Genomic DNA, 17,285 nt, shown 5'->3' on the forward strand with positions numbered 1-17,285 from the left:
AGATCTGATAAATTGCCTCGCCCCCAAGCGCCGGGTAAAGTGCCGCTCCCCCCGTTTCGCCAGAGGTAGCACCATGAACCAGTCCTTCGATATCGCCGTGATCGGTGCCACCGGTACTGTCGGCGAAACCCTCGTCCAGATTCTCGAAGAGCGCGATTTTCCGATCGCCAACCTGCACCTGTTGGCCAGCAGCGAGTCGGCGGGGCACTCGGTGCCGTTTCGTGGAAAAAATGTGCGCGTGCGTGAGGTCGACGAGTTCGATTTCAGCAAGGTGCAGCTGGCGTTTTTCGCTGCCGGCCCTGCGGTGACCCTGAGCTTCGCCCCTCGGGCCACGGCGGCCAATTGCGCGGTGATCGACCTGTCGGGCGCATTGCCTTCGGCCCAGGCACCGAATCTGGTGCCGGAAGCCAACGAGCGGGTGCTGAGCAGCCTGGAAAAGCCCGTTCAACTGAGCAGCCCCAGCGCCGCAGCCACGTCGCTGGCGGTGGTCCTGGCGCCGTTGCAGGCCCTGTTCGAGATCCAGCGGGTCAACCTGACCGCCAGCCTCGCGGTGTCCACCCAGGGCCGTGAAGCGGTAACCGAGCTGGCGCGGCAGACCGCCGAACTGCTCAATGCGCGTCCGTTGGAGCCGCGATTCTTCGACCGGCAGATGGCATTCAACCTGTTGGCGCAGGTCGGCACGCCCGACGAGCAAGGTCACACCTTGTTGGAAAAACGCCTGGTCCGGGAGTTGCGCGAGGTGCTGGCGCAGCCTTTATTAAAGATTTCTGTCACTTGTGTTCAAGCCCCGGTGTTTTTTGGCGATAGCTATAGCGTGACCCTGCAGTCAGCCACGGCGATCGACCTGGACGCGGTCAATGCCGCGCTCGAAGCGGCGCCCGGCATCGAGTTGGTGGAGGCGGGCGACTACCCGACCGCGGTGGGCGATGCGGTGGGGCAGGATGTGGTCTACGTTGGTCGGGTGCGCGCGGGGATCGACGACCCGGCGGAACTTAATCTCTGGCTGACGTCAGATAACGTACGCAAAGGGGCTGCGCTCAACGCCGTGCAACTGGCTGAGTTGTTGATAAAAGACCTTCTGTAAAAGATACTTGGCAACAATTTGCAGAATGATTCTAGCTGGGCGCTATGCTTGGCTGGTTGCTGGAGGTGAGCTGCTGTCGCGGGCTTCCAAGGCATGCAGACATATATCGCGCGAAGCGGCCCTTCAGGCCGCACGCAATGCCTTACGGCAGCGCTACAACACCTTCTCGCTGGCCGAGGAATGTTCAAACAAAGGATGAGGCTATGGTTCAAGTTCGCAAACTGGTGTTAGCAATAGCGGCCGCGTCGGCGCTGTCCTCCGGTATGGCGCAGGCGCTTGGGCTCGGGGAGCTGACCCTGAAGTCGACTCTGAACCAGCCACTGGTTGCAGAAATCGAGTTGCTGGACGTCAAGGATCTCACCGCCGCCGAGGTGGTGCCGAGCCTGGCCTCGCCTGAAGATTTCGCCAAGGCGGGCGTCGATCGCCAGGCCTTTCTCAACGACCTGAGCTTTACGCCGGTGCTCAATGCCAGCGGCAAGAGCGTGCTGCGGGTCACGTCGAGCCAGCCGCTCTCCGAGCCGATGGTCAAGTTCCTGGTGCAGGTGATGTGGCCCAATGGCCGTCTGCTGCGCGACTACAGCGTCCTGCTCGACCCTTCCAAGTTTTCCCCGCAAACCGCTGAAGCGGCCGCGCAATCCGCGGCACAGGCTCCAGCGGTTGCCGCGCCGGTCACCGGTGCCGGCAAGCCTGCTCAATACACCACCTCGGCCCGCGACACCCTCTGGGAAATTGCGGCCAAGGCCCGCAATGGCGGTTCGGTCCAGCAAACCATGCTGGCTATCCAGGCGCTGAATCCGGATGCCTTTATCGACGGCAACATCAACCGGCTGAAAACCGGGCAGGTATTGCGCCTGCCCGATGCGGTGCAGAGCACCAGCCTGCCGCAGCCGCAAGCGATCGCCGAGGTCGCCGCGCAGAATACGGCGTGGCGTCAGGGGCGCCGCCTGGCGCCGCGTGGCGCTCAGCAGCAACTGGATGGCACCCGGCGCGCGGGCGCGGACAAGGCGCCTGCACAAGGCGCGGCCAAGGATAATCTGAGCCTGGTGTCTGCCGAGTCGGGCAAGGCGCGGGGCAAGGGCGCGGCTGGCGACAGCCAGGCGCTGAGCAACAAGCTGGCGGTGACTCAGGAAAGCCTCGATACGGCCCGGCGTGACAACGCCGAACTGAAAAGCCGTCTGACGGACCTGCAAAGCCAGCTGGACAAGCTGCAACGCCTGATCGAATTGAAGAACGACCAGTTGGCCAAATTGCAGGCGCAAGGGGCGGGTGCTGTGGCGCCAGCACAACCGACCGCGGCCATGCCGGCACAACTGGCCGAGCAACCTGCGACCCCGGCGGCGCCAGTGACCGATCCTGCGGCAACGTCGGGCGAGGCCCCGGCTGAAGCGGCACCGGCCCAGGCGCAAACACCGGCGTCCGATGAGGACAAATTCAACGACCTGCTGACCAATCCGATCCTCCTGGGGTTGGCGGGTGGCGGGGCAGTGCTGGTGCTGTTGTTGCTGCTGTTGCTGGCTCGCCGTCGCAAGGCTCGGCAGGAGGCGGAAAAGCATCTGCGCATGGCGCGCGCCCTGTCCGAAGAGACTGAGCTGTCCAAGGACCTGGATCTGCCGGAAAGCAGCTTTGAAGGCCTTGAAGTTCCACCGCCGAGCGTCAAGCTCGCTCCAGCTCCAGCTCCAGCTCCAGCTCCAGCTCCAGCTCCAGCCCCGGTCGTGGCGCCAGTGGTGGACGCGGCACCGGTGGCTGCCGCAGTCGAGCATCCGGTCGATGTGCTGGATCAGGCCCAGTCCCATATCGATGGCGGTCGCCTGAACCAGGCGGCGGCGATCCTGGAGGAGGCCGTCAAGCTGGAGCCGCAGCGTAGCGAGGTGCGCTTGAAGCTGATGGAAGTCTATGGTCATCAGGGCGATCGCAGCGCCTTTGTGGCCCAGGAGCGTCAGCTGGTGGCCAATGGCAAGAATCACGCTGAAGTCGAACAGCTGAAAAGTCGCTTCCCGGCAATGGCCGCTGTGGCGGCCGCGGGTCTCGGCGCAGCAGCCGCGGCGGCGGCGCTGGATGCTCAGTACGTCAAGGAACTGTTGCTCGACGAGCCGCAGGAGCCAGCGCCGGCACCGGCTGTCGACGATCTGGATACCGACTTCGATCTGAGCCTGGACGATCTGGAGGCAGCCTCTCCAGCGGCGCCAGTTGCTCCGACTGTTCCTGCTCAAGTTGAGCCCGAGCTGGACGACTTCCCGCTGGATGACGACCTGAGCTTCGAGTCGGTGCTGCAGCAGCAAACCGAAGCCAAGGAAAGCCTGGACGATCTGTCGGATTTCGACCTGGACCTGGGTGAGGACCTTCCTGCAGCGGCGCAAGCCGATGAGGATTTCCTGCTCAGCCTGGATGACGACCTGAAGGATCTGCCGGCTGCCGAAGTGCCTACGGTGACCGAAGCCGCGCTCGACGATCTTGAGCTGCCTGCGGACTTCGACTTGTCCCTGGCTGACGAGATGGATGCGCAGCCCGCTGCCAAGGATGCTTTCGCTTCCGAGCTGGACGATGTCAATGCCGAGCTGGATCGCTTGTCGCAGAGCCTCGAGCAGCCGGACCTGGCCGAGCCGACCTTTACCGCGGAAGACGCCGCGGGCAGTGCCGACGAAGGGGATTTCGATTTCCTTTCCGGCGCCGATGAAGTGGCGACCAAGCTCGATCTGGCCCAGGCCTACATCGACATGGGCGATAACGATGGCGCGCGGGATATTCTCGGCGAAGTCATCAGCGAAGGTAACGACGGTCAGAAAAGCGAAGCCAAGGAAATGCTCGCGCGTCTGGCCTGAGTCGACGCTAGCAGCAAAAAAACGGCAGCCATCGAGGCTGCCGTTTTTGTTTCTGGGCCCATGGCAGCGCTTGCGCGGTTAGGCCAGCAGGTCTTCGTAGAAGGCGCCGAACGGCCGGGTAGGGTGGGCGATCTGGATTTCCAGAATCCACAGGCCAACGTTGGGGCATGCCTCGAAGTTGCCCAGGTCACCCGCTCGATAAATGGCATGGGGGAAGTCGCTGACCCGGTGCCCCTTGATCTCCAGGTTCAGCACCCAGCCCATGTTGCTCGCCTGTTCTTCGGCATAGCGATACAGAGCGGGGCCGGCGACCTTGTGCTCGCTCCAGTGATCACGAACCCGTTCGAACAGGGTTTGGGCCGCCGTGGCACAGGCTTGCATCTCGGGATCGTTGCCGGTGACGAAGGTGGCGCCGCAATCGCCTTCGTGGCGGTCCCAGACCACCCCCAGGTCGATAAAGAAGATGTCGTTGTCGCCCAATATCGGATCGCCTTCGGAGCGTTGCTTGAAGGTCTTCAGGGTGTTTTCGCCAAAGCGCACCAGCGCCGGGTGCCAGATCCGGTCCATGCCCAATTCCGCAAGCACCTCCAGCCCCAAGGCGCGAGCCTGGGATTCGAGCATGCCTGGCTGGATGCGCGCGGCTATCTGCGCGATGGCTGCCCAGGTCTTGCGTTTGGCGTGGAGCATGCCTTGCAGGCTGTAGGCGAGGCCCACGGCCTCCTTGTTGATGGCGGTCATTGGTCTCAGGTCCCGGTCGAGTGGATTTATGGGTTTCGTTATATATTCATCTATATAGCGTTTGTCCTGGTTTTCACGCAATCCTGTTTACGCTCGCTGGCGCTTAGTGGGCAAACATCAACTAAAAGCGGGTCGCGCATGGCGTCTGCTTGCGCGCGCCTTATAATGGCCGCCTTTGCGCATATCAGCAGGCTGTAAGTTCTTGGCAAATATAGATAACGCGGCCGCCGAAATGGCGGCCGCAGGCTTTTTCAGAATTGCGTTGGGTGTCGAATACAAGGGCTCGCGTTATCGCGGCTGGCAGCGTCAGGCTTCCGGTGTCCCGAGTGTCCAGGAAACCCTCGAGAAGGCGTTGTCCCGGGTGGCGGACTCGCCGGTGCTGCTGTCTTGCGCCGGGCGTACCGACGCCGGCGTGCACGCCTGCGGGCAGGTGGTGCACTTCGATACCCAGGCCGAGCGGTCGATGAAGGCGTGGGTGATGGGGGCCAATATCAACCTGCCCCACGACATCAGCGTGAGCTGGGCCAAGGTCATGCCGGCGCATTTTCATGCGCGCTTCAAGGCGATTGCCCGCCGCTATCGCTACGTGATCTACAACGACCAGATCCGTCCGGCGCACTTGAATGAGGAGATCACCTGGAATCATCGCCCGCTGGATGTCGAGCGGATGGCCGAGGCTGCCCAGCATCTGGTGGGCACCCATGATTTCAGTGCATTCCGTGCAGGGCAGTGCCAGGCCAAGTCGCCGATCAAGGAAATCCACCATCTGCGGGTCACCCGGCACGGCAAGATGATTGTCCTGGATATCCGTGCCAGCGCGTTCCTGCATCACATGGTGCGCAATATCGCCGGAGTGCTGATGACCATCGGCGCGGGCGAGCGTCCGGTCGAGTGGGCCAGGGAAGTGCTGGAGAGCCGGATTCGCCGCACGGGCGGGGTGACGGCGCATCCTTTCGGACTGTATCTGGTGCAGGTCGAGTATCACGATGAGTTCGAGCTGCCCGAGCGATACATCGGGCCACATTTCCTCACCGGCTTCTCGGAACTTGACGGCTGACGCCCGGAAAAGCATTTGCTACCATCCGGGACTTTCCCCGGATTTGCCCTGAGGTTTAAACGACATGTCAGCCGTTCGCAGCAAAATTTGTGGGATTACCCGCATTGAGGATGCGTTGGCGGCGGTCGAGGCCGGGGCCGATGCCATCGGGCTGGTGTTCTACGCCAAGAGTCCGCGGGCTGTGAACGTCCAGCAGGCGCGGGCGATCGTTGCCGCGCTGCCGCCGTTCGTGACCACCGTGGGCCTGTTCGTCAATGCCAGTCGCTGCGAGCTGGGCGAGATCCTCGATGCGGTGCCGCTGGACCTGTTGCAGTTTCACGGCGATGAAGCACCGGCGGACTGCGAGGGCTATAACCGGCCCTACATCAAGGCGCTGCGGGTCAAGGCCGGCGACGATATTGCCAGCCGTTGCGCGGCTTATGCGCGGGCCAGCGGCATCCTGCTCGATACCTACGTCGAGGGCGTGCCGGGTGGAACTGGCGAAGCCTTCGATTGGTCACTGGTACCGCAAGGCTTGAGCAAGCCGATTATCCTGGCCGGTGGCTTGACTGCCGAGAATGTCGGCCAGGCGATAGCGCAGGTTCGCCCGTACGCCGTGGATGTCAGCGGCGGGGTGGAGCAGAGCAAGGGCATCAAGGATCACGCAAAGATTCGCGCATTTATGCAGGCCGTTCGCGGCAGCTGTTAGTCGATGTGACGGCTGGCAGTCTGCCGCCGTCCATAACACCACTGTACAAAACAGGCCGGCACCGTCGCTGGGCGGGCCGTAAATCGAAGTGGCAGCCGCTCTATCCGGGGGTTGTCAGGATGGCTGAGGAGCCGTTCGGTACAGGCAGGTCAAGCTCGCGCTGACCGCGGTAGCGAACAGATCATCGCCGCACACATGAATTTAGCTCAAGGGCATACGCGGGGCCGCGAACCAGAGCGTTCGGGCCGCCGGTACTGGAGAAAGAAAGCATGAGCAACTGGTTAGTAGACAAACTGATCCCTTCGATCATGCGTTCCGAGGTGAAGAAAAGCTCGGTGCCTGAAGGTCTGTGGCACAAGTGTCCGTCCTGCGAGGCGGTGCTGTATCGTCCGGAGCTGGAAAAGACCCTGGACGTCTGCCCCAAGTGCAACCACCACATGCGTATCGGTGCTCGCGCCCGTATCGACATTTTCCTCGACGCTGAAGGCCGTGCCGAACTGGGCGCCGACCTGGAGCCGGTAGACCGTCTGAAATTCCGCGACGGCAAGAAGTACAAGGATCGCCTGACCGCGGCCCAGAAGCAGACCGGTGAAAAGGACGCGCTGATTTCCATGAGCGGTACCCTGCTGGGGATGCCGGTGGTGGTATCGGCGTTCGAGTTCTCCTTCATGGGCGGCTCCATGGGCGCCATCGTTGGCGAGCGTTTTGTGCGTGCTGCCAACTACGCGCTGGAAAAGCGTTGCCCGATGGTCTGCTTCTCCGCTTCCGGCGGTGCGCGGATGCAGGAAGCGCTGATCTCCCTGATGCAGATGGCCAAGACCTCCGCGGTGCTGGCGCGTCTGCGTGAAGAAGGCCTGCCATTCATTTCCGTGTTGACCGACCCGGTCTACGGTGGCGTTTCCGCCAGCCTGGCGATGCTGGGTGACGTGATTGTCGCCGAACCCAAGGCCCTGGTCGGTTTCGCCGGTCCTCGCGTGATCGAGCAGACCGTGCGTGAAAAACTGCCGGAAGGTTTCCAGCGCAGCGAGTTCCTGCTGGAGCATGGCGCTATCGACATGATTATCCCGCGCCAGGAGCTGCGTCCGCGCCTGGGTAACCTGCTGGCTCAACTGATGGGCTTGCCGACGCCTGAGTTCGTGGCCGCGCCCGTCGAGGCGATCGTGGTGCCACCGGTGCCTGCAAACATATGACCGAGCGTACCCTTGGCGACTGGCTTGCCTACCTTGAGCAGTTGCATCCGTCAGCCATCGACATGGGGCTGGAGCGCTCGCAAGAAGTAGCGTCCCGCATGGGATTGGGCAGGCTGGCGCCTCGGGTCGTCACGGTGACCGGTACCAACGGCAAGGGTTCTACCTGCGCGTTCGTGGCGTCCTTGCTGCGAGCCCAGGGGCTGAAGGTCGGTGTCTACAATTCCCCCCATCTGTTGCGCTACAACGAGCGCGTGCAGATCGATGGCGTCGAAGCCAGCGATGCCGAGCTGTGCGAGGCCTTTGTCGCGGTCGAAGCCGGGCGCGGTGAAATTTCCCTGACCTATTTCGAGATGGGTACCCTGGCGGCCTTCTGGCTGTTCCAGCGGGCCGGTCTCGATGCCGTGGTGCTGGAAGTCGGCCTGGGTGGGCGCCTGGATGCGGTCAACCTGGTGGATGCGGATCTGGCGCTGGTCACCAGTATCGGCGTCGACCATGCCGATTATCTGGGTGACACCCGTGAGTCTGTGGCCTTCGAGAAGGCCGGGGTTTTCCGCCAGGGCGCGCCTGCGCTCTGCGGTGACCTGAATCCCCCTCAGCCCCTGCTGGATAAGGCGCGTGAATTGAACTGCCCGTTCTTCCTGCGCGGTCGTGATTTCGACCTGGGGATCACCGAGGCGAACTGGCAGTGGCGGGGTCTCGATGCGCGGGGCAATGCTGTCGAGCTGCGCGACTTGCCGCTGCTCGATCTGCCCATGGAGAACGCCGCGCTGGCCTTGCAGGCCTATTTGTTGCTGGGGCTGCCTTGGCAGGCCGAACGCATCGCCGAAGCCTTGCAGCAGACGCGAGTGGTCGGGCGCCTGGATCGCCGTCAGTTCGAATGGCAGGGCAAGCGCCTGAACCTGTTGCTGGATGTCGGGCACAACCCCCATGCCGCGGAGTATCTGGCCGAGCGCCTGATGCGCCGACCAGTGGCGGGCAAGCGCCTGGCGGTATTCGGCCTGTTGGCGGACAAGGACCTGGAGGGCGTGGTTGCCCGCCTGGATGCCTGTGTCGAGCATTGGGCGGTGGCGCCGCTGGATTCTGCCCGTGCGCGTCCCGTTGCGGACTTGCAGGCGGCACTGCAGAACCTTGGGGCTTCGGTAGCGTCTTATGAGAGTGTCGCCGCAGCCTTGGAAGGGCAGTGTGCGCAGGCTACGGGCGAAGACGAGATTCTGCTGTTCGGATCTTTTTATTGTGTTGCCGAGGCGCTCGAGTGGCTCGCTCGGCGCTCCACGGAGGAAGCTGCACATGGCTATGCTGGATAACGTCTACAAGCAGCGAATGGTTGGGGCCTTGGTTCTGGTGGCGTTGGCGGTGATTTTCCTGCCGATGCTGTTTTCCCGCGAAGATGAGCAGCGGCATATCAATGTCGAGGCGCCAGCAGTGCCTCAGGCGCCTGCTGTAACCCAGGTGCAAGTCGAGCCTGTGGTGGTGCCAGAGCCGCAGGCGCTGCCACAGGAGCCGGTACCCAGCGATGAAGAAGTGGCCCAGCAGGCCGCGCCTTCGATGCCGATTGCGCCAAGCGCTCCGGTTGCTCCGGCTCCAGTCCCGGTGGCACCGCCAGTCGCCGCGAGCAAGCCCGTGACTCCACCTCCGGCGCCAGCCCCCAAGCCGGCTCCGGCCCAGCCGATTGCCGCAGCGCCAGCCAAGCCCGATGCGACCCCAAGCCGTGTCGATGCAAACGGCCTGTCGGTCAGTTGGTCGGTGCAACTGGCCAGCCTGTCCAGTCGGGAAAGCGCCGAGAACCTGCAGAAAACCCTGCGCAGCCAGGGGTACAACGCTTATATCCGTTCCGCCGATGGCAAGAACCGGGTATTCGTCGGTCCATTGATCGAGCGGGCCGAGGCAGACCGCCTGCGCGATTTGCTGAGCCGTCAGCAGAACCTCAAGGGTTTTGTCGTGCGCTTCCAGCCTGAGCGCGGTTAAGGCTATCGCCTTGATTTGCAAAGCACAGTGAATCGCAGCTTACCGACGGCCATGCGCTCTGTTAAAATGCGCCGCCTTATCCGTCTGTAGGCTGCACTGTGCCATTTACCTGGGTTGACTGGGCGATCGTTGCAATCATCGCCATCTCCGCTTTGATCAGTTTGAGCCGCGGCTTCGTCAAAGAAGCGCTGTCGCTGCTTACCTGGATCGTCGCAGGAGTCGTTGCCTGGATGTTTGGTGGCTCTCTGTCCGAATACCTCAGCGGATACATCGAGACTCCCTCGGCTCGCGTGATCGCGGGCTGTGCCATCATGTTTGTCGCCACTTTAATCGTGGGCGCAATGATCAATTATCTTATCGGCGAATTGGTTCGCGTCACCGGGCTATCCGGGACCGATCGATTCCTCGGCATGGCCTTCGGCGCGGCGCGTGGCGCGTTGCTGGTGGTCGTGGCCGTCGGGCTGTTGAGCCTGGGGCCGGTACAACAGGATTCCTGGTGGCAGCAGTCGCGACTGGTGCCACAATTTCTATTGGTTGCAGACTGGTCAAAAAACCTCATATTGGGGTGGAGCAGTCAGTGGCTGGCCAGCGGTATCAGCGTACCCGCTGAAATACCGTTCAAGGAACAACTCTTACCGGCCAAAACGCCTCAGTAAGATGTGTTCAGTTCAGTTTCATTAAGTAGGGGTTGCGTCGCATGTGTGGCATCGTCGGTATCGTCGGTAAGTCGAACGTCAATCAGGCGCTGTATGACGCGCTAACCGTCCTCCAGCACCGCGGCCAGGACGCTGCCGGTATCGTGACCAGCCATGATGGCCGGTTATTCCTGCGCAAGGACAACGGCCTGGTCCGTGACGTTTTCCATCAACGGCACATGCAGCGCCTGGTCGGTCACATGGGTATCGGCCATGTACGGTATCCGACCGCTGGCAGCTCGACTTCGGCCGAAGCTCAACCGTTTTACGTCAACTCGCCTTACGGCATCACCCTGGCGCATAACGGTAACCTGACCAATGTTGAACAGCTGGCCAAGGAGATCTACGAGTCTGACTTGCGCCATGTCAACACCAATTCCGATTCGGAAGTCCTGCTCAACGTCTTCGCTCACGAGCTGGCCCAGCGCGGCAAGCTGCAACCGACCGAAGAAGACGTATTCGCCGCCGTGACCGACGTGCACAACCGTTGCGTTGGCGGTTATGCGGTAGTCGCCATGGTCACCGGTTATGGCATCGTTGGCTTCCGCGACCCTCACGGTATTCGCCCGATCGTTTTCGGTCAGCGTCACACCGACGAAGGCGTCGAATACATGATCGCCTCCGAAAGCGTGTCCCTGGATGTGCTGGGCTTCACCCTGATTCGCGACCTGGCGCCGGGCGAAGCGGTCTACATCACCGAAGACGGCAAGCTGCACACCCGTCAGTGCGCGACCAATCCGAAACTGACTCCGTGCATTTTCGAACATGTCTACCTGGCGCGTCCGGACTCGATCATCGACGGCGTGTCGGTGTACAAGGCGCGCCTGCGCATGGGCGAGAAGCTGGCCGAGAAGATCCTGCGCGAGCGTCCGGATCACGATATCGATGTGGTCATCCCGATTCCGGATACCAGCCGTACCGCGGCGCTGGAGCTGGCGAACCACCTGGGCGTCAAGTTCCGCGAAGGCTTCGTGAAGAACCGCTACATCGGCCGGACCTTCATCATGCCGGGCCAGGCCGCACGGAAAAAATCCGTGCGCCAGAAACTCAATGCCATCGAACTGGAGTTCCGCGGCAAGAACGTGATGCTGGTGGATGACTCGATCGTTCGCGGCACCACCTGCAAGCAGATCATCCAGATGGCCCGTGAAGCCGGCGCGAAGAACGTCTACTTCTGCTCCGCGGCGCCTGCCGTGCGTTTCCCGAACGTGTACGGCATCGACATGCCGAGCGCTCACGAACTGATCGCACACAATCGTTCGACTCAGGATGTGGCTGATCTGATCGGCGCCGACTGGCTGATCTACCAGGATCTGCCTGATCTGATCGAGGCGGTCGGTGGCGGCAAGATCAAGATCGAGAACTTCGACTGCGCGGTGTTCGACGGCAAATATGTCACTGGCGACGTCGACGAGGCCTACCTGAACAAGATCGAAAACGCACGTAACGATGCCTCCAAGGCCAAGACCCAGGCGGTCAGTGCGATCATCGATCTGTACAACAACTGATCTAGAGCATTAGAAGACATAAGGAGTAGGCGGCATGAGTCAGGATTGGGATGCCGGTCGGCTGGACAGCGACCTTGATGGCGTAGCTTTCGACACCCTGGCCGTGCGCGCCGGCCAACACCGTACCCCGGAAGGGGAGCACGGTGATCCGATGTTCTTCACTTCCAGCTACGTGTTCCGCACGGCCGCCGATGCGGCCGCGCGGTTCGCCGGCGAAGTGCCGGGCAATGTCTATTCCCGCTACACCAACCCGACCGTGCGGGCGTTCGAAGAGCGCATCGCCGCCCTGGAAGGCGCCGAGCAGGCGGTGGCCACGGCCACTGGCATGGCGGCGATTCTCTCGGTGGTCATGAGTTTGTGCAGCGCGGGCGACCATGTATTGGTTTCGCGCAGTGTGTTTGGCTCGACCATCAGCCTGTTCGAAAAGTATTTCAAGCGCTTCGGTATCGAGGTCGATTACGTGCCCTTGGCGGACCTGTCCGGCTGGGATGCGGCGATCAAGGCCAATACCAAGTTGCTGTTCGTTGAATCGCCGTCCAACCCGCTCGCCGAGCTGGTGGATATCGCTGCATTGTCCGAAATCGCTCACGCCAAGGGCGCGATGCTGGTGGTCGACAACTGTTTCTGTACTCCGGCGTTGCAGCAGCCGCTGAAGCTGGGCGCGGACGTGGTGGTGCACTCGGCGACCAAGTTCATCGATGGCCAGGGTCGTTGCATGGGCGGTGTGGTGGCTGGCCGCAGCGAACAGATGAAAGAAGTGGTGGGTTTCCTGCGTACCGCGGGACCGACCCTGAGTCCGTTCAACGCCTGGATCTTCCTCAAGGGCCTCGAAACCCTCAACCTGCGGATGCGCGCCCATTGTGCCAATGCCCAGGCCCTGGCCGAATGGCTGGAGCAGCAGGACGGCATCGAGAAGGTGCACTACGCCGGTCTGCCAAGCCATCCGCAATACGAACTGGCCAAGCGTCAGCAACGTGGTTTCGGCGCGGTGGTGAGCTTCGAGGTCAAGGGCGGCAAGGACGGGGCCTGGCGTTTTATCGACGCCACTCGCCTGATTTCCATTACCGCCAACCTGGGCGATAGCAAGACCACCATCACTCATCCGAGCACCACCTCTCACGGCCGTCTGGCGCCGCAAGAGCGTGAAGCGGCGGGCATTCGTGACAGCCTGATTCGTATCGCTGTCGGCCTTGAGGATGTGGTGGACCTGCAAGCCGACCTGGCGCGCGGGTTGGCAGCCTTGTGATCGAGTTGTCCGAACAGCAGAGCGTTGCCAACGGCCGCGTCGCGCTGGTGACTGGCGCGGCACGCGGTATCGGCCTGGGCATCGCTGCCTGGCTGATCAGCGAGGGCTGGCAGGTGGTGTTGACCGATCTGGACCGCGTGCGCGGCTCCCAGGTGGCCAAGGTCCTGGGTGACAGTGCCTGGTTCATTGGCATGGATGTGGCGGATGAAGCGCAGGTCGCCCTGGGGGTCGCCGAAGTGCTGGGGCAGTTCGGGCGCCTCGATGCGCTGGTGTGTAACGCAGCAGTCGCTGACCCGCGCAACATCACCCTGGAAAGCCTCGATCTGGCTTACTGGAATCGGGTGCTGGCGGTGAACCTCAGCGGTCCGATGCTCCTGGCCAAGCACTGTGCGCCATATCTGCGCGCTCATGGCGGAGCCATCGTCAACCTGGCGTCTACCCGTGCCCGGCAATCGGAACCGGACACCGAAGCCTATGCGGCGAGCAAGGGCGGTCTGCTGGCCTTGACCCATGCATTGGCCATGAGCCTGGGGCCGGAGATCCGGGTCAATGCGGTCAGTCCCGGCTGGATCGATGCCCGGGATCCAGCGGCGCGGCGGGCGGAGCCCCTGAGCGATGCCGATCATGCCCAGCATCCGGCGGGCAGGGTAGGGACGGTCGAGGATGTGGCGGCGATGGTGGCGTGGCTGTTGTCGAAGAACTCCGGTTTTGTCACTGGTCAGGAGTTCGTGGTCGACGGCGGTATGAGCAAAAAAATGATTTATCGCGACTGATGGCGTGTGGAGGGCGCAACGAGCACGGCTTTAGGTCGTCGGTGTTGTTGATTCCTTTTTCAGGCGTTGTCGTGATTTTGTCTTTTTCAGAAAAACTTCAAGCAGGGTATTGACTTAGCATCGGTATCTGCGTAAATTTCGCGGCCTCAACGAAGCAAAGGGTGATTAGCTCAGCCGGGAGAGCATCTGCCTTACAAGCAGAGGGTCGGCGGTTCGATCCCGTCATCACCCACCACTTCTTGAGTGCCTTTCGAAAGAAAGACGGAGGCTTCCATAGAAGCATCCAACCGACGCGCAGCGGTAGTTCAGTCGGTTAGAATACCGGCCTGTCACGCCGGGGGTCGCGGGTTCGAGTCCCGTCCGCTGCGCCATATTTTACAGATCAGGTGTTCCTGCTCTGAGATTGAAAAGCCTCGAAGTTTTTCAGTCAGATGATTTAAACGGTTCACATGGACGCAAGTCCAAGCGATACGCAGCGGTAGTTCAGTCGGTTAGAATACCGGCCTGTCACGCCGGGGGTCGCGGGTTCGAGTCCCGTCCGCTGCGCCATATCTACTTGAAGGAGCACTGAACGCCTTCAAGTGACGAGGGAGCCGCAAGCTCTTCGGATCGATAGCAAAGACCCTGGTCGAAAGACCGGGGTTTTTTGTTTTTGGAATCCGGCGTTTTCGATACTGCTCAGGCAGTCGATATTGCCCCTCTGCAAATAAAAAACCGCCTTATAGGCGGTTTTTTATTTGCAGAGGGGCAGGTTATCAGAACCCCAGCTTGTCCCGCAGGCTGTAATACCAGGCGCCCATTGCAGTAAATGGGGTGCGCAACAGCTGGCCGCCAGGGAAGGGGTAGTGCGGCAGCTCGGCAAAGGCGTCAAAACGTTCTGCCTGGCCGCGCAGGGCCTCTGCCAGTACCTTGCCCGCCAGATGGGTGTAGGTGACGCCATGGCCGCTGCAGCCCTGGGAATAGTAGATGTTATCGCCCAGGCGTCCGACTTGCGGCAGGCGCGACAGGGTCAGCAAGAAGTTGCCGGTCCAGGCGTAGTCGATCTTCACATCCTTGAGTTGTGGGAAGGCCTTGAGCATCTTCGGTCGGATGATCGCCTCGATGTTCGCCGGGTCGCGAGCGCCGTAGACTACGCCGCCGCCAAAGATAAGGCGCTTGTCGGCGGAAAGACGGTAGTAATCCAGCAGATAGTTGCAGTCCTCGACGCAGTAGTCTTGGGGAAGCAGACTTTTTGCTAGCTCATCGCTCAATGGTTCAGTGGTGATGACCTGGGTGCCGCATGGCATCGATTTGGCGGCCAGTTCCGGCACCAGGTTGCCCAGGTAGGCGTTGCCCGCGACTATGACGAACTTGGCCCTGACCTTGCCTTGTGGGGTATGTATCACCGGATTGGCACCGCGTTCGATGCGTACCGCCGGGGACTGTTCGTAGATAACGCCACCCAGGGATTCCACGGCTGCCGCTTCACCCAGTGCCAGATTGAGTGGGTGGATATGCCCGCCGCTCATGTCGAGCATGCCGCCCTGGTACAGGTCACAAGCGACGACTTCGCGAATGCGGCGCTGATCCAGCAATTCCAGTCGGGTGTGGCCGTAGCGCTCCCACAGGCGCTTCTGCGACTCCAGGTGACCCATCTGCTTGCTGGTGATGGCGGCGAACACTCCGCCATCTTTCAGGTCGCACTGGATTTGATACTTGGCGACCCGCTCACGGATGATCCTGCCGCCTTCGAAGGCCATCTGGCCAAGCAGTTGAGCTTGCTTGGGGCCGACACTGCGTTCAATCACATCAATGTCGCGGCTATAGCTATTGACGATCTGTCCACCGTTACGCCCGGAAGCGCCGAAGCCAACCTTGGCCGCTTCCAGGACGGTGACTTTAAAGCCATTCTCAAGCAGGAACAGGGCGCTGGAAAGGCCGGTGTAGCCGGCACCGATCACGCAGACATCGGTTTCCACATCATCTTGCAGCAGCGGGCGGGCTGGAGCAGCGTTGGCTGACGCCGCGTAATACGACTGTGGGTAAGGTGTGTTCGCCATCCTGCAACCTCTGTTTAATATTCTTGACGATTGCGTGGATCCTACCTGAGTTGAAAAACGCCTACCAGCCATCGAAAAATCTTCTTGGCAGGCTCAAAAAATAAAAATTCGCATATTCAGAGGGTTAGCTGCAAAAAAGGTGTTGACACCCCTCCGGAATTCCGTAGAATGCCGCCTCACAGCAGGCACGTAGCTCAGTTGGTTAGAGCACCACCTTGACATGGTGGGGGTCGTTGGTTCGAGTCCAATCGCGCCTACCAAACAAAATCCGCTCTGCTGGGCGGTCTGGAAGGGCCCACCGAAAGGTGGGCCCTTTTTTGTTGTCTTGGGTTTCATGCAGAACGTTCACAAAATATCGGGTTCGTTCACACTGGGCAATGTGAACGCCGATAGAGCTACGTTTGGCGGTGGAGGTTACCCTGCAATATTGGGATGATTGATCTGCCACCAACTCCATAGGGCGATGAGTGTACTCAAGGCGCCCAGTAGCAGCGGAGCAATGTGGTTGGTAAACCAAGGCGTAATGAAAGCACCTTTCAGCATCACGTAGGTTTTCACCGTCCAGGTGAAGCTCCTGCTGGGGATATACGGATCAAGGTGGACGTTATCTCCGAATTTTATCCACTCTCCGGCTCTGGTGTAGTTGTAGTGGGCTGAAACTCGCATCTCAGTTCGCTTCTCCCTGCTGTAATCGTGCAGTTCAATTTCTTCCTCCGGTTGCTGTCTACGATCCTCTTTCAGTCTTTCGTAGCATGTAAGGTAGGCATGTCCGCGATTGAATTTTGTCTTCTCGTGAGTTGGGTGCTTTTCATTTTGGATGGTTTGAACGCTTTTTCTCAGTTCGAAATGCTTTCTCCATACGGCGGCTCTTGCTAATGAGCGGTCGTATAGCTGGTTCATGGCCTCGTCAAAACGAAAGCCTCCGCTTGGTATGTGTTGAACAAATCGGAACCAGAAGTACGCGTTGAGGCAGGCAAGCACGAGCCAAACGCTATTTGTGCGGTGCTCAAGATGTATCTCGGTGCCCATGAGCTTGAAGGCGGTTAGATTTGCACCGAAGAACCATAGCGCCAAAACCACTGCTGAATATGTCAGCAAAAATCCTCGGGCCTTCTTGAAGTCTCCACCATCATCTAGCGTTGAATTCACTTTTCTCATCCTTTACTCAATTGGTTGGCGGATATTAACGCGCCATCGAACGTGGTTCGAGGATAGGCGAGGGTGGGGGTTGTGATCAGCCTTTCGACTGCTGCAACTTCTCTGATGATCTGGATATTGTGGTGGATTACTGACTGTACAAACCACACGCCCGAGCTTGGGTTTCTAGCGTCTCAGCCACAGTCACGGCACCCATTGGCGGGCTATTCATTCCTGATCTTTGCTTCAAAAACCGCTCGCGTGGACTCGGGCGGACCTCCTACGTCATTCAGCATCGGCATCAGTCGGGAGGTTTTGCTGGCGTAGTATTCGATGATCGGGGTGT

General features: G+C 60.8%; 14 protein-coding genes and 4 tRNA genes. 15 read left to right on the plus strand and 3 right to left on the minus strand.

Annotated elements, in window-relative coordinates; genetic code table 11:
- Positions 1-73 precede the first annotated feature (73 nt).
- Both CXQ81_RS12480 and CXQ81_RS12485 read left to right on the plus strand, forming a co-directional pair.
- A complete protein-coding gene (locus CXQ81_RS12480; protein WP_087088530.1) occupies positions 74-1,084 on the plus strand; it encodes an aspartate-semialdehyde dehydrogenase in 1,011 nt (336 codons plus the stop codon).
- Between the two features lie 203 nt (positions 1,085-1,287).
- Entirely contained in the window at positions 1,288-3,903 is a 2,616-nt protein-coding gene (locus CXQ81_RS12485; RefSeq protein ID WP_101337335.1) for a FimV/HubP family polar landmark protein, read from the plus strand.
- A 78-nt stretch (positions 3,904-3,981) separates the two neighbouring features.
- Here CXQ81_RS12485 and CXQ81_RS12490 read toward each other — a convergent pair whose 3' ends face one another.
- Positions 3,982-4,641, minus strand: coding sequence for a M24 family metallopeptidase (locus tag CXQ81_RS12490; protein WP_101337336.1), 660 nt, complete (start codon positions 4,639-4,641; stop codon positions 3,982-3,984).
- A gap of 232 nt (positions 4,642-4,873) precedes the next feature.
- On the opposite strand from CXQ81_RS12490, the gene truA reads away from it, so the two are divergent.
- From truA to CXQ81_RS12550, 12 genes are all read left to right on the plus strand, one after another.
- On the plus strand, positions 4,874-5,698 hold the full coding sequence (gene truA, locus CXQ81_RS12495; protein ID WP_016704910.1) for a tRNA pseudouridine(38-40) synthase TruA: 825 nt from the start codon (positions 4,874-4,876) through the stop codon (positions 5,696-5,698).
- Between the two features lie 64 nt (positions 5,699-5,762).
- A complete protein-coding gene (locus CXQ81_RS12500; RefSeq protein ID WP_101337337.1) occupies positions 5,763-6,386 on the plus strand; it encodes a phosphoribosylanthranilate isomerase in 624 nt (207 codons plus the stop codon).
- 269 nt (positions 6,387-6,655) lie between these two features.
- The gene (gene accD / locus CXQ81_RS12505; RefSeq protein ID WP_007921980.1) at positions 6,656-7,576 is read left to right on the plus strand and encodes an acetyl-CoA carboxylase, carboxyltransferase subunit beta; all 921 of its coding nucleotides are present in this window, start codon (positions 6,656-6,658) and stop codon (positions 7,574-7,576) included.
- Entirely contained in the window at positions 7,573-8,880 is a 1,308-nt protein-coding gene (gene folC / locus CXQ81_RS12510) for a bifunctional tetrahydrofolate synthase/dihydrofolate synthase (RefSeq protein WP_101337338.1), read from the plus strand. Before accD ends, folC begins: the two co-directional genes overlap by 4 nt.
- A complete protein-coding gene (locus CXQ81_RS12515) occupies positions 8,864-9,541 on the plus strand; it encodes an SPOR domain-containing protein (protein WP_087088522.1) in 678 nt (225 codons plus the stop codon). The genes folC and CXQ81_RS12515 overlap by 17 nt, the downstream gene beginning before the upstream one ends.
- 98 nt (positions 9,542-9,639) lie before the next feature.
- Positions 9,640-10,197 (plus strand): CvpA family protein, encoded by a 558-nt coding sequence (locus CXQ81_RS12520; RefSeq protein ID WP_007921975.1) that lies wholly within the window; start codon positions 9,640-9,642, stop codon positions 10,195-10,197.
- A 41-nt stretch (positions 10,198-10,238) separates the two neighbouring features.
- A complete protein-coding gene (gene purF / locus CXQ81_RS12525) occupies positions 10,239-11,744 on the plus strand; it encodes an amidophosphoribosyltransferase (RefSeq protein ID WP_007921973.1) in 1,506 nt (501 codons plus the stop codon).
- A gap of 34 nt (positions 11,745-11,778) precedes the next feature.
- Positions 11,779-12,990, plus strand: coding sequence for an O-succinylhomoserine sulfhydrylase (locus CXQ81_RS12530; protein ID WP_007921971.1), 1,212 nt, complete (start codon positions 11,779-11,781; stop codon positions 12,988-12,990).
- A gap of 5 nt (positions 12,991-12,995) precedes the next feature.
- The gene (locus CXQ81_RS12535; RefSeq protein ID WP_219734949.1) at positions 12,996-13,763 is read left to right on the plus strand and encodes an SDR family oxidoreductase; all 768 of its coding nucleotides are present in this window, start codon (positions 12,996-12,998) and stop codon (positions 13,761-13,763) included.
- Positions 13,764-13,922: 159 nt separating this feature from the next.
- Positions 13,923-13,998 (plus strand) — tRNA-Val (locus CXQ81_RS12540).
- 59 nt (positions 13,999-14,057) lie between these two features.
- Positions 14,058-14,134, plus strand: a tRNA-Asp gene (locus CXQ81_RS12545).
- Between the two features lie 101 nt (positions 14,135-14,235).
- A tRNA-Asp gene (locus CXQ81_RS12550) sits at positions 14,236-14,312 on the plus strand.
- A 206-nt stretch (positions 14,313-14,518) separates the two neighbouring features.
- Here the strand turns inward: CXQ81_RS12550 and CXQ81_RS12555 are convergent.
- A complete protein-coding gene (locus CXQ81_RS12555) occupies positions 14,519-15,802 on the minus strand; it encodes an FAD-binding oxidoreductase (RefSeq protein WP_101337339.1) in 1,284 nt (427 codons plus the stop codon).
- Between the two features lie 183 nt (positions 15,803-15,985).
- Here CXQ81_RS12555 and CXQ81_RS12560 point away from each other — a divergent pair.
- Positions 15,986-16,062 (plus strand) — tRNA-Val (locus CXQ81_RS12560).
- Between the two features lie 154 nt (positions 16,063-16,216).
- Here the strand turns inward: CXQ81_RS12560 and CXQ81_RS12565 are convergent.
- The gene (locus tag CXQ81_RS12565) at positions 16,217-16,960 is read right to left on the minus strand and encodes a hypothetical protein (RefSeq protein WP_101337340.1); all 744 of its coding nucleotides are present in this window, start codon (positions 16,958-16,960) and stop codon (positions 16,217-16,219) included.
- Positions 16,961-17,285: the final 325 nt, after the last annotated feature.

The sequence above is a fragment of the Pseudomonas sp. 09C 129 genome (genome assembly GCF_002843625.1).
Classification (GTDB): Bacteria; Pseudomonadota; Gammaproteobacteria; order Pseudomonadales; family Pseudomonadaceae; genus Aquipseudomonas; species Aquipseudomonas chlororaphis.